The 11,791-nt window shown below is 74.3% G+C and carries 13 protein-coding genes and 3 tRNA genes; 10 read left to right on the top strand and 6 right to left on the bottom strand.

The window, feature by feature from the left end; all coding sequences use genetic code 11:
- Positions 1 to 114 precede the first annotated feature (114 nt).
- Positions 115 to 1,059, top strand: coding sequence for a phosphotransferase (locus PKY62_RS09880; protein WP_324536540.1), 945 nt, complete (start codon positions 115 to 117; stop codon positions 1,057 to 1,059).
- A gap of 92 nt (positions 1,060 to 1,151) precedes the next feature.
- Here PKY62_RS09880 and PKY62_RS09875 read toward each other — a convergent pair whose 3' ends face one another.
- Positions 1,152 to 2,636 (bottom strand): mechanosensitive ion channel family protein, encoded by a 1,485-nt coding sequence (locus tag PKY62_RS09875; protein ID WP_324536539.1) that lies wholly within the window; start codon positions 2,634 to 2,636, stop codon positions 1,152 to 1,154.
- Between the two features lie 101 nt (positions 2,637 to 2,737).
- Here PKY62_RS09875 and PKY62_RS09870 point away from each other — a divergent pair, with 101 nt between their 5' ends.
- Positions 2,738 to 3,001, top strand: coding sequence for a GlsB/YeaQ/YmgE family stress response membrane protein (locus tag PKY62_RS09870; protein WP_324536538.1), 264 nt, complete (start codon positions 2,738 to 2,740; stop codon positions 2,999 to 3,001).
- 126 nt (positions 3,002 to 3,127) lie between these two features.
- The gene (gene galE, locus PKY62_RS09865) at positions 3,128 to 4,111 is read left to right on the top strand and encodes a UDP-glucose 4-epimerase GalE (RefSeq protein WP_324536537.1); all 984 of its coding nucleotides are present in this window, start codon (positions 3,128 to 3,130) and stop codon (positions 4,109 to 4,111) included.
- A 9-nt stretch (positions 4,112 to 4,120) separates the two neighbouring features.
- Here the strand turns inward: galE and PKY62_RS09860 are convergent, their stop codons facing one another.
- On the bottom strand, positions 4,121 to 5,026 hold the full coding sequence (locus tag PKY62_RS09860; protein ID WP_324536536.1) for an LLM class flavin-dependent oxidoreductase: 906 nt from the start codon (positions 5,024 to 5,026) through the stop codon (positions 4,121 to 4,123).
- An 89-nt stretch (positions 5,027 to 5,115) separates the two neighbouring features.
- Positions 5,116 to 5,460 (bottom strand): metallopeptidase family protein, encoded by a 345-nt coding sequence (locus tag PKY62_RS09855; protein WP_324536542.1) that lies wholly within the window; start codon positions 5,458 to 5,460, stop codon positions 5,116 to 5,118.
- A gap of 175 nt (positions 5,461 to 5,635) precedes the next feature.
- Here PKY62_RS09855 and PKY62_RS09850 point away from each other — a divergent pair.
- The 5 genes from PKY62_RS09850 (at position 5,636) to PKY62_RS09830 (ending at position 6,835) form a co-directional block, all read left to right on the top strand.
- Positions 5,636 to 5,708: transfer RNA gene (locus PKY62_RS09850), tRNA-Glu, on the top strand.
- A 25-nt stretch (positions 5,709 to 5,733) separates the two neighbouring features.
- Positions 5,734 to 5,807, top strand: a tRNA-Asp gene (locus tag PKY62_RS09845).
- 55 nt (positions 5,808 to 5,862) lie between these two features.
- Positions 5,863 to 5,935 (top strand) — tRNA-Phe (locus PKY62_RS09840).
- A gap of 208 nt (positions 5,936 to 6,143) precedes the next feature.
- The gene (locus tag PKY62_RS09835; RefSeq protein ID WP_324536535.1) at positions 6,144 to 6,563 is read left to right on the top strand and encodes a phage holin family protein; all 420 of its coding nucleotides are present in this window, start codon (positions 6,144 to 6,146) and stop codon (positions 6,561 to 6,563) included.
- A complete protein-coding gene (locus PKY62_RS09830; RefSeq protein ID WP_324536534.1) occupies positions 6,560 to 6,835 on the top strand; it encodes a DUF3618 domain-containing protein in 276 nt (91 codons plus the stop codon). Before PKY62_RS09835 ends, PKY62_RS09830 begins: the two co-directional genes overlap by 4 nt.
- 40 nt (positions 6,836 to 6,875) lie before the next feature.
- Here PKY62_RS09830 and PKY62_RS09825 read toward each other — a convergent pair whose 3' ends face one another.
- On the bottom strand, positions 6,876 to 7,079 hold the full coding sequence (locus PKY62_RS09825; RefSeq protein ID WP_324536533.1) for a BldC family transcriptional regulator: 204 nt from the start codon (positions 7,077 to 7,079) through the stop codon (positions 6,876 to 6,878).
- A 369-nt stretch (positions 7,080 to 7,448) separates the two neighbouring features.
- Here PKY62_RS09825 and PKY62_RS09820 point away from each other — a divergent pair, with 369 nt between their 5' ends.
- Positions 7,449 to 7,643 carry a DUF3073 domain-containing protein gene (locus PKY62_RS09820; RefSeq protein WP_324536541.1) on the top strand — a complete coding sequence of 65 codons (195 nt, stop codon included), beginning with the start codon at positions 7,449 to 7,451 and terminating at the stop codon, positions 7,641 to 7,643.
- 59 nt (positions 7,644 to 7,702) lie between these two features.
- Here PKY62_RS09820 and purM read toward each other — a convergent pair whose 3' ends face one another.
- Together purM and purF are read right to left on the bottom strand one after the other, a co-directional pair.
- Positions 7,703 to 8,839, bottom strand: a complete 1,137-nt coding sequence (gene purM / locus PKY62_RS09815) for a phosphoribosylformylglycinamidine cyclo-ligase (RefSeq protein ID WP_324536532.1) — start codon at positions 8,837 to 8,839, stop codon at positions 7,703 to 7,705.
- Positions 8,836 to 10,380, bottom strand: a complete 1,545-nt coding sequence (gene purF, locus PKY62_RS09810) for an amidophosphoribosyltransferase (RefSeq protein ID WP_324536531.1) — start codon at positions 10,378 to 10,380, stop codon at positions 8,836 to 8,838. The genes purM and purF overlap by 4 nt, the downstream gene beginning before the upstream one ends.
- A gap of 135 nt (positions 10,381 to 10,515) precedes the next feature.
- Between purF and PKY62_RS09805 the strand changes: the two genes are divergently transcribed.
- The coding region (locus PKY62_RS09805; RefSeq protein ID WP_324536530.1) for a methyl-accepting chemotaxis protein at positions 10,516 to 11,791 on the top strand (1,276 nt) is incomplete at its 3' end.

Genomic DNA, 11,791 nt, shown 5'->3' with positions numbered 1-11,791 from the left:
CCCAGGGGTTCCTGCTCGGCCGCCCGTCGGCGCTGCCCGTCCCGCTCGTCTCCGGGCTCATCGCCCTGCACCCGGCGAACAGGTTCCTCGCCGGGGGTCGCACGGCGGTCTGACGTGGTCCCGGAGTGGGCGCCGGACCACGAGGTCACCGCCGAGCGTGCCGCCCGCGTGGTCGCCGAGCACGCACCCCACCTCGCCGGGCTGCCGGTCCGCCGCCTCGACGCCGGGTGGGACAACACCGTCTTCGTCGTCGGCGAGGAGTGGCTCTTCCGGTTCGTCCACCGGGCCGTCGCGCTCCCCGGCGCGCGGCGCGAGCTCAGCGTGCTCGGCCGGCTCGCCGGCATGGACCCGCCCCTGCCGCTGGCCGTGCCGGTGCCGCGCGTCGTCGGCTCGGCCCCCGCCGCCGGGGCGGACGCCGCCGCGACGCCGTGGCCGTTCTGGGGAGCGCACCTGGTGCCCGGTGTCGAGCTCGCGGCCGCGGGCCTGCCCGACGCCGCGCGCACGGGCGTGGCGGCGGCCCTCGGCGCCTTCCTGCGCGCCCTGCACGGGCCGGACCTCGCGCGGTGGGGCGCCGAGGCAGGCCTGCCGGTCGACCCGATCCGCCGCGCCGACGCGGCCGGGAGGGTGGTCCCGCTGGCGCGGGAACGCCTCGACCGGCTCGCGGCCGCCGGCGTGCGGCCGCCCGAGGCGCGGGTCGTCGACCTGCTCGACCGCGCCGCAGCGCTGGGCCCAGCGCAGGGCCACGTCGTCCTCGTGCACGGCGACCTGCACGTGCGGCACGTGCTCGTCGACCGCGGGGTCGCGACGGGCGTCATCGACTGGGGCGACACGGCGCTGGCGGACCCGTGCGTCGACCTCATGGTCGGGTGGGCGGCCTTCTCGGGGCCCGCGCGCGCCGCGTTCCTGGCGGCGTACGGCCCCGTCCCGGCCGACCGCGCGCTGCGGGCACGCGCGCTGGCCGTCGGCGTCAGCGCCGCACTGGCGGAGCAGGCGGCGCACGACGGCCTGACGGAGCTGCTCGCCGAGGCCCTCGCAGCGATCCGGCGGGCAGCGGACTGATCGCGGGCAGCGCGCCGGGGCCGAGCTCTGGAACGGATCGGGCCTCGGTGGGCCCCGATCCGTGCCAGAGCCCGGGGCGGGGGAGGCCGCGGTCAGGCGCCGTCGGTGCGGGGCGGCGGCGGGCGGTGGCGCGGGAGCAGCCTCTCGGCGCTCTGCTCCCGCTCGGCGATGACCTCCTCGCCCGGCCCCGCGAACGCCTTGGAGCGCTCGACGGCGGCGAGGCTGCCCGTGAACAGCCGCGAGTCGCGGCCCGGGTCGAGCAGGACCGTCTGGCTCGGGTCCCCCGGGCGGGGCAGTGCCCGCCGCCGCCGCGGCACCCCGGTGCCCAGCGGTGGGGTCGGCGCGGTCGCGCCGCCCACGACCGGGCCCTCGTCACCCGGCGCGGCGGGGGACGACGACGCCTCGTCATGCCCCGCATCAGGCTGCACGGCCGGCTGCTCGGCGGGCTGCACGGCCGGCGGCACGGCCGGCCGGGGGGCGTCGGGCGGCCGCGTGGCGGCGGCCGCACCGGACGGTGCCGGGTCGCCCTCCCAGCGCTGACGGGGCAGCGCGTGCGGGTGCTCGCGCTGGAGCCAGTCGACCAGGCCCTCGCGCAGCTCGCAGCGCAGGTCGTAGAGCGTCGGGGCGTCGACGGCCGAGGCCAGGGCGCGTACCCGCACGTACCCGCCGGTCGCCTCGGTGACCTGCAGCACCCCCACCCGGTGGTCCCACAGGTCGCTCTCCTGGAGCAGTCGGACCAGCTCCGCGCGCAGCGCCGGCACGGGGACGGTCCAGTCGAGGTCGAGCTCGACGGTGCCCAGCAGGTCGGCCGCCCGCCGGGTCCAGTTCTGGAACGGCGTGGTGGTGAACCACGTCGACGGCAGGATGAGCCGCCGGTCGTCCCAGACGTGCACCACGACGTAGGTCAGCGTGATCTCCTCGATCCGCCCCCACTCGCCGTCGACCACGACGACGTCGTCCACGCGGATCGCATCGGTGAACGCGAGCTGCACCCCGGCGAAGACGTTGGCCAGCGACGTCTGGGCCGCGAGCCCCACGACCACCGAGAGCAGCCCGGCGGAGGCCAGCAGCCCTGCGCCGAACGTCCGTGCGTCCTCGAAGGTGAGCAGCACGCCCGCGATGGCACCCAGCACGAGCAGGGCCACCGTGAGCCGGCGCAGCAGCGAGACCTGGGTGCGGACACGGCGGGCGTGCCGGTTGTCGGGCACGTCCATCCGGTACCGGGCCAGCGCGGCGTCCTCGACGACGAAGGCCAGGGCCCCGACGAGCCATGCGGCGCTGAGGATGAGTGCGACGAGGGCCACGTGCTCGGCCGCGAGGCGCCAGGCGGGCCCCGCCGGGGGTGCCGCGACGGCCAGCCGCAGCGCGAACCACGCGCACAAGACGACGAGCACGGCACGCATCGGCAGGCGGCAGCGGCGCGAGAGGTTCTCGGCGAGCCACGAGCGGTGGCCCAGCGCACGCACGGCGGCCGCGAGGACCTCGGCGAGCACGAGCGCGGCGATGAGCGCACCGGCGATGGCGAGCACGACGACGACGCCGCTGGGGGATGCCGTCGTGACCGTGGTGGGAGTCACCGCCCCAGGCTAGGCCCCGTGCTCTCGACGTGCGGGACGGGCCGACCTCGCCTAGCGTCGCCCGTCGGGCCCACAAGGTCCGTGAACCGAAGGAGACACACATGACCCCCACCGGAATCATCAGTGCCATCATCGTCGGCGTCGTCATCGGCGCCCTCGGCCGGCTCTTCGCCCCCGGGCGGCAGAACATCTCGATCCTCGTGACGATCATCGTCGGCGTCGTCGCCGCGTTCCTCGGCACCGCGATCGTCGGGCCGCTGCGTGACACCAACGGCATCGACTGGGTCGAGCTGCTCGTGCAGATCGCCCTCGCCGTCGTCGGCGTCGTCGTCGCCAGCCGCCTCCTGGGCAGCCGCAGGGCCTGAACGCCGCACCATCACCGCCGGTTCTGGTCGGGATCGGGGCGCCAGACGCCCGGATCCCGACCAGAGCTGCGTGCGGGGTGTTGAGTTTTGTTGCTTTTGGTTGGGAAGTGTTGATAGATTCCTCGCATGACATGGATGGTGACCGGCGGGGCGGGGTACATCGGGTCGCACGTGGTGCAGGCCTTCCGGGACGAGGGGATCGAGGTCGTCGTCCTGGACGACCTGTCCTCGGGGCACGAGCAGTTCGTGCCCGACGGCGTCCCCCTGGTCCGGACGAGCATCCTCGACACCGCGGTGGTCACCGGGGCACTGCGTGAGCACGGTGTGGTCGGGGTGGTGCACCTGGCCGGCTTCAAGTACGCCGGGGTGAGCGTCCGGCGACCGCTGCACACCTACGAGCAGAACGTCACCGGCACCGTCAGCCTGCTGCGCGCGATGGCCGAGGCCGGGACCCCGAGCATCGTCTTCTCGTCGAGCGCCGCGGTCTACGGCACGCCCGACACCGACCTCGTCACCGAGGCGACGGCGACCGCGCCCGAGTCCCCCTACGGCGAGACCAAGCTCATCGGCGAGTGGCTGCTCGCCGACGCGGCGCGCGCCACCGCCGACGGCCCGCTGCCCCTGCGGCACACGTCCCTGCGGTACTTCAACGTCGTGGGCTCCGGCCGCGAGGACCTCTACGACTCCAGCCCGCACAACCTGTTCCCGCTGGTGCTCGACGCACTCGTCCAGGGGCGCACGCCCAAGGTCTTCGGCACGGACTACGCCACACCGGACGGCTCGTGCGTGCGGGACTACATCCACGTCGCGGACCTCGCGCGGACCCACGTCACCGCGGCACGCGCCCTGTCCGACGGACGTGCGCTGGCACCGGTCTACAACCTCGGCTCGGGCGACGGCGTCTCCGTGCTGCAGATCATGGCGGCGATGGCGCGGGTGACCGGGATCGACTTCGCGCCCGAGATCGGGCCCCGACGCCCCGGCGACCCGGCCCGGATCGTGGCCTCGGGCGCCGCCGCGGCGCGGGACCTCGACTGGCGGATGACCCACGACCTCGCCTCGATGGTCGCCACGGCCTGGCGCGCGCGCCAGGTGGCCGAGCGCGCCTGAGCCGGCCCGTCAGGCCGCGCGCAGCGCGTCGAGGCGACCGGCGACCTCCTCGAGCACGTGCTCGCTCCCCGCGTAGACCCCCTCGGCGCGCGGCCAGTGCACCACGACGTCCGTGAACCCCAGGGCGGCGGCCCGCTCGACCCCCTCGGCGAGCACGTCGGCCGAGGACATCGAGAAGACCGGCGCCCCGTCGATGTTGAGGTAGCGGTCGACGGCCGCCGGGTCGCGGCCCACCGCCGTGGCCGCGGCGTCGAACCGATCGACGAGCCCGGCCAGCCCCGTCCACCACGTCTCCTGCGCCTGCGCCGGGGTGCCCTCCTGCCCCTCACCGTCGACGCTCGGCCCGTAGGTCGCCCAGCCCTGGCCGTGCCGGGCCGCGACACCCATCGCCCGCGGGCCGTTGGCCGCCACGACGAACGGCACGCGAGGCAGCTGCACGCAGCCGGGGATCATCCGCGCCCCGTGGGCCTCGAAGTGCTCGCCGCTCCGCTCGGTCACCGGGTGGGTGAGCAGCTCGTCGAGCAGGTCGACGAACTCGACGAAGCGGTCCGCCCGCACCCGGGGCGTGGGGCCCGTGCCGAGCACGTCGGCGTCGAACCCCGTGCCGCCCGCGCCGAGCCCGAGGAGCAGCCGGCCGCCCGAGACGTCGTCCAGGCCCATGACGTCCTTGGCGAACGGGACGGGGTGGCGGTAGTTGGGGCTCGCCACCCACGTGCCCAGCGCGATCCGCTCGGTCACGCCGGCCGCGGCCGCGAGCAGCGGGACCGTCGCGAACCACGGCTCGTCCGCCAGCGAGCGCCACGCGAGGTGGTCGTACGTCCACGCGTGGTCGAACCCGTACTCCTCGGCGCGGCGCCAGCGGTGCTGCGCCTGCGCCCAGCGGTCCTGGGGCAGCAGCACGATCCCGATCCGCATGCGTCCTCCTTCGTCCGAGCTGTCCGTACCGTCCGTGCCGTCCGTGCCGCCCGTGCCGTCCGTGCCGTCCGTGCCGTCCGTGCCGTGGCTCAGTCCCACCCGAGCTCGTGCAGGCGCGCGTCGTCGATCCCGAAGTGGTGCGCGAGCTCGTGCACCACGGTGACGGCGACCTCCTCGACGACCTCCTGCGCCGTGTCGCAGATCGCCAGCGTCGGGCGCCGGTAGATGGTGATCCGGTCCGGCAGCGAGCCCGCCGCCCACCAGCCGTCCCGCTCGGTGAGCGCGACGCCCTCGTACAGCCCGAGCAGGTCCGGCTCGTCGGCCGGCGCGTCGTCCTCGACGAGCACCACGACGTTGTCCATCTGCTCGGCGAGCTCCGGGGGGATGAGGTCGAGCGCGTCGCGCACCGCATCCTCGAACGCCTCGCGCGTCATGTCGACCACGGGGACATTGTGTCTCCCGCGGCCCGACGGCGGGTCCCGACGGCCGGCACCACACGGGCAGGACCGCCGGCACGACGACGCCGCCGGACCCGCTTTGGAGATCGGAGGGCTTACCCGTATGCTTTCGGAGGTCTTGGGCGCGTCGCCGTCCTGGGCGTCCTACCGGGCCCCCATCGTCTAGCGGCCCAGGACCCCGCCCTTTCACGGCGGTAGCACGGGTTCGAATCCCGTTGGGGATACGCAATGTCACAAGGCCTTACACAAGGCCCCGTAGCGCAGTTGGTTAGCGCGCCGCCCTGTCACGGCGGAGGTCGCGGGTTCAAGTCCCGTCGGGGTCGCTCGTACGCCCGGTCATCGCACCGGGCGTCGACGTCTGCAGCTGATCGCAGGCACGGCCACTTAGCTCAGTTGGTAGAGCGTTCGACTGAAAATCGAAAGGTCGGCAGTTCGACCCTGCCAGTGGCCACCTCGGGTCCCACGACCCTCCCGGAACACCTCCCCGGACCCTCCCCCGCTGGCGCACGCAGCGCCGTCGACCCTCGTCTGGCGTACCGTCGGGAACGTCCGACGGACGCCGCGCCGCGAATCGGGTGCGCCGGACCACCCGGTGCCAGACAATGATCGTTGCGGGCGGTGCCGTCCGCGCGAGGACCATCGACGAAGGACGTGGTGACGTGACGAGCAGCCTCAGCGGCAGCGGGCGCACGGACTCCCGGCCGAGCATCGGGGAGCTGGTCGGCACGCTGTCCGAGAAGCTCTCCCAGCTCATCCGGGACGAGATCCGGCTGGCCAAGGCCGAGATGGCGGACAAGGCGAAGCACGCGGCCGCCGGGATCGGCCTGTTCGTCGGCGCCGGGCTGCTCGCGTTCTTCGCCCTGGCGACGCTCATCGCGACGGTCGTGCTGGCCCTGGACCTCGTGCTGCCCGCCTGGGCTGCGGCGCTCATCGTGGGCGTGGCGCTCCTGGCGGTGGCTGCCGGGCTGGCCTACCTCGGCAAGACCATCCTCGAGCGCGGCGGGCCGCCGGTGCCCGCCCGGGTGCAGGAGAGCATCAAGGCTGACGTCGAGGCCGTGAAGAAGGGGCTGAGCGCATGAGCGGGACCAGCGAGATCGAGGCGGAGATCGCCAAGACCCGGGCGGAGCTCCAGGCGACGGTGGACGAGCTGTCCGACCGGCTGGACCCGCGGGCCAACGCCGCGCGCGCCGTCGACGAGACCAAGGCCGCGGTCGCGGACCTGCGTCGCAAGGTCACCGGTGAGGAGCGAGCGGCCGACGAGCCGCAGGCGACCACGACCGGATGGGTGATCCTCGGCGCCGGCGCGGCCGTGGCGGCGGCCCTCGTCGCGGCCGTCGCCCGCAAGCTCTGAGGCGCACGACGACCGGTGCCGCCCGCGGGCGGTACCGCGTTCAGACGACGGTCAACCGCTGCTTCGGGATGCCCATGAGCTCGTGGACCTCGGAGGCGCGGAAGCGCCGGTGACCACCCAGGGTGCGGATCGAGGAGAGCTTGCCCGCCTTGGCCCACCGGGTGACCGTCTTGGGGTCCACCCGGAACATCTCGGCGACCTCCGACGGTGTGAGCAGAGCGTCGGGCTCTGTGCGTGCAGCCACGGGAGACCTCCCAGGATCGCGTCGGCCCGGCGCGCCCTCGGCGCCGCCGGAGCGACCGGACAAGAACAGTCGGACATGTACAAAGCACCGTACTCCGGACACGGCAGAACATCTCGGAAAGACGCGGACGAATCCGGCGCGTCGTGGTGCCCGGACGGACATCTCGGGAGGGGGCGCGGACGCGGGACGACGCCTCGGTGAACGGCCGGCCACCGAGGCGTGACCCGCCTCGCCCCGGCGCCCCCCGGTCGGAGGTCGCCGGAATGTTGCGACAGCATGTACCGTTGGACACGACGAGGAACCAGAACCCCGGGGCCGCACGCGATCGCACGCTGCCGCCCCGTGTCTACGTTAGAGGGGGTCGATGCCATGGGGCGCGGCCGTCAGAAGGCTAAGCAGACCAAGGTCGCTCGGGAGCTGAAGTACTCCAGCTACGAGCCGAACTACCGAGCCCTCGAGCAGGAGCTCACGTCTGGTGGAGCCCGCAGCGACGTGGTGACCGAGGCCCGCCCGGCCCCGGTCGCCGATGACGACGACGAGGACTGGCCGCTCACCGCGCGCTGATCCGCCGGTCGGCGCCCCGCGGCCCACCGCACCGGCACCGCACCGCACTGTGCGGTGCCCTACGCGGTGCGGTAGCCGCCGTGCAGGTGCACCCCGCCGCCGTGGACGCCCTTCGTCCCCCGGACGATGTCGCGACCCGTCGCGCCGTCGTCCCCGCGCACCGATCCCAGCACCCAGGCCGGCACACCGTCGGCCGCGAGTCGCGCCAGCGCCGCGTCCACGCCGTCGGCGCCCACGACGGCGACCATGCCCACGCCGAGGTTGAGGGTCGCCTCGAGGTCGTGCCACGGCACCTGACCCAGACCGCGCACCAGCTCGAAGACCGGCGGGACCGTCCAGCTGCCACGCTCGACGTCCGCGAGCAGGCAGGCGGGCAGCACCCGCGCGAGGTTGGCCGCGAGACCGCCTCCGGTCACGTGGCTGTAGGCGTGCACCTGGGCCCCGGCGTCGCGGGCCAGCGCCAGGCAGGGGCGGGTGTAGAGCCGGGTGGGCTCGAGCAGCTCCATGCCCAGCGCGCGGCCGAGCTCCGGCACCTCGCGGTCGAGCGCCCAGCCGGCCACCTCGATGACCCGCCGCACCAGCGAGTAGCCGTTGGAGTGCAGCCCTGAGGACGCCAGGGCGAGCACGACGTCGCCCTCGCGCACCCGGTCCGGGCCGAGCAGGCCGTCGGCCTCGACCACGCCCGTTGCCGCACCGGCGACGTCGTACTCGTCCGGCGCCAGGAGGCCGGGGTGCTCGGCGGTCTCCCCGCCGACGAGCGCGGTCCCGGTCTCGGCGCAGGCCGCCGCGATGCCGCGCACGATGTCGGCGATGCGCTCGGGGACCACGCGGCCCGTCGCGATGTAGTCGGTCATGAACAGCGGCTCGGCCCCGACCACGACGATGTCGTCGACGACCATGCCGACGAGGTCGAAGCCGATGGTGTCGTGCACGTCCATGGCCTGCGCGATCGCAACCTTGGTGCCGACGCCGTCCGTGGACGTCGCCAGCAGGGGGTGCCGGTAGCGCTGGAGGAAGCTCGCGTCGTACATCCCCGCGAACCCGCCGACACCGCCCAGCACGCGCGGCCCGTGGGTGGCGCGGACGGCGTCCTTCATGAGCTCGACGGCCTTGTCCCCCGCCTCGGTGTCCACCCCGGCGGAGGCGTAGGTGACCCCGGTCCGCTCGGGCCCGCCCGGCACGGCCCCGGCGCTCACGGGTGGTCCAGGGCCGAGGCCCCGCCGACGCCGCCGAGCAGCGTGGCCAGCCCGTCCTCCGGGGCGCCGAGCGGCAGCTCGGACTGCTCGAGGAGGTTCTTGCCCAGCCGGTCCGCCGGGGGCAGGTCGATGGGGTAGCGGCCGGTGAAGCAGGCCGCGCACAGCTGGGACGCCGGCTGCTCGGTGGCGCCCACCATCCCGGCGAGGGTGATGTAGCCCAGGGAGTCCGCGCCGATGGAGCGCCCTACCTCCTCGGGTGTCAGCCCGGGGGCGATGAGCTCGGCGCGCGAGGCGAAGTCGATCCCGTAGAAGCACGGCCACTGCACGGGCGGCGAGGAGATCCGCACGTGCACCTCTGCCGCCCCCGCCTCCCGCAGCATCCGGACCAGGGCGCGCTGGGTGTTGCCGCGGACGATCGAGTCGTCGACGACCACGAGCCGCTGCCCGCGGATGACCTCGCGCAGCGGGTTGAGCTTGAGCCGGATGCCGAGCTGGCGCAGTGTCTGGGACGGCTGGATGAAGGTGCGCCCCACGTAGGCGTTCTTCGTCAGTCCCTGCGCGTAACGGATGCCGGACTCGGCCGCGTAGCCGATCGCCGCGGGCGTCCCGGACTCGGGCACCGGGATGACGAGGTCCGCCTCGACGGGGTGCTCACGGGCCAGCACGCGGCCCATCTCGACCCGGGCGGCGTGCACCGAGCGGCCGGCGATGGTGGTGTCCGGCCGGGCGAGGTAGACGTACTCGAAGACGCAGCCCGTGGGCGTGGCCGGTGCGAAGTGCTGGCTGCGCAGGCCGTCGGCGTCGATGGTGATGAGCTCGCCGGGCTCGACCTCGCGGACCAGCGAGGCCCCGACGATGTCGAGCGCGGCGGTCTCGGACGCGACCACCCAGCCGCGCTCCAGCCGGCCGAGCACCAGCGGGCGGACGCCGTGCGGGTCGCGCGCGGCGTAGAGCGTGTGCTCGTCCATGAACACGAGGCAGAAGGCGCCGCGCAGGCGCGGCAGCACCTCGAGCGCCGTGGCCTCGAGCGTGTGGTCCGGGTCACCGGCGAGCAGCGCGGTGACGACGGCCGTGTCCGTCGTGGTGCCCCGGGCGAGCTCGCCACGGCGACGCGACCCGTACCGCTCGGCGACGAGGTCGATGAGCTCCGCGGTGTTGGTGAGGTTGCCGTTGTGCCCCAGCGCGATGGTCCCGCCGGCCGTGGGGCCGAGCGTGGGCTGGGCGTTCTCCCATGTCGAGGCGCCGGTGGTCGAGTAGCGCGTGTGCCCGATGGCGATGTGCCCGGTCAGTGCGTTGAGGGCGGTCTCGTCGAAGACCTGGGAGACCAGCCCCATGTCCTTGTAGACGAGCAGCTGCTCACCGTTGGAGGTCGCGATCCCCGCCGACTCCTGCCCGCGGTGCTGCAGCGCGTAGAGGCCGAAGTAGGTGAGCTTGGCGACCTCCTCGCCGGGGGCCCAGACCCCGAAGACGCCACAGGCGTCCTGGGGGCCCTTCTCACCGGGCAGCAGGTCATGGGTCAGTCGTCCGTCGGGCCGGGCCACGGCGCCATCGTCCCACAGGGCCGGGCGTGGGACCCGCGGTGACCGCAGGCTGGGCCACCCGCGGTTCGGCTCACAGGCCGCATGCGGCTGCCGATGGGTGGGGCGACCAGGGGAACGGCCGGAGAGCGGCACGCCATGAGCACGGAGCACACCGTCGGATTCCTGCGCGGCCTGGGCGGCCGGTTCGTGCTCGTCGGCGCCGTCGGCGTGGCCTCGGCCGTCGTGGTCGCCGGGGCGGCCGCCGTCGGGGCAGGGACCGTCTCGACGTCGCTCACCGAGCTCGTCGAGCTGGGCGAGGTCCAGTCCACGGTCCAGGACGTCCGCGTCTACAACTCCGACGTGACCGGCTGGCAGGTCGCCTACGCCGCCGACGCGCGCAAGGTCGGCGGGGCGGCGGCCGTGGACCCCGAGAGCCTCAACCGCGCCGGGTACCTCGTCTCGGCGCAGGGTCTGCGGGACACGCTCGACCAGGCGCCGGTCGATGCGATGTCCCCGGCAGAGCTCGCCCTCTTCGAGCAGATCGACGCCCTGTGGGCGGACTTCTTCGTGGCGGACGACGCCGTCGTCGAGCTCTACGCGCAGGACACGCCGGAGTCGATCGACGAGGCTGACCAGGCGATCCTCGACGTCGTGTACCCCATCTACAACGAGATCTGGGCCCTGACGGCAGAGCTGCTCGACCTCACAGTCGTGCGGGGCGCGGCGATCCAGGACGAGGTGGTCGCGGCGCAGGCGCGCCTGCAGGCGGTCAACCTCGTCGCACTGGTGCTGGGCGGCACCGGGGTCGTGACGATCGCGTGGCTCGTCGGCCGGCGCACGCGCCGGTCGCTGCGCTCGGTCCACGACGCGCTCGAGGCGATGGCCGCAGGGGACCTCACGGTCGCCACGTCCGTGCGCAGCCGCGACGAGCTCGGCGAGATGGCGGAGTCCCTGACCCACGCACAGGCGGCGCTGCGGGCCACGATGGCCGGGGTCGCCGAGGCGTCGAGCACGCTCGCGGCCGCGAGCGAGGAGATGACCGCTGCGGGCCACGAGGTGACCGCCGGGGCCCAGGAGACGAGCGCCCAGGCGGGCGTCGTCGCCGCCGCCGCCGAGCAGGTCAGTCGCAACGTCCAGGCCGTCGCGGCCGGGGCGGACCAGATGGGCGCCGCGATCCGCGAGGTGGCGCAGAACGCCAACGAGGCCGCACGCGTGGCCGCGCAGGCCACCGAGGTCGCCGCGACGACCAACGCGTCGGTCGCGCAGCTGGGCGTGTCGTCCGCCGAGATCGGCGCCGTCGTCAAGGCGATCACGCAGATCGCCGAGCAGACCAACCTCCTGGCGCTCAACGCGACCATCGAGGCCGCGCGCGCCGGCGAGGCGGGCAAGGGGTTCGCCGTCGTGGCCGGCGAGGTCAAGGAGCTCGCGCAGG

The organism is Actinotalea sp., assembly GCF_035443605.1.
Classification (GTDB): Bacteria; Actinomycetota; Actinomycetes; order Actinomycetales; family Cellulomonadaceae; genus Actinotalea.
This window is presented reverse-complemented; position numbering and strand designations above follow the sequence as displayed.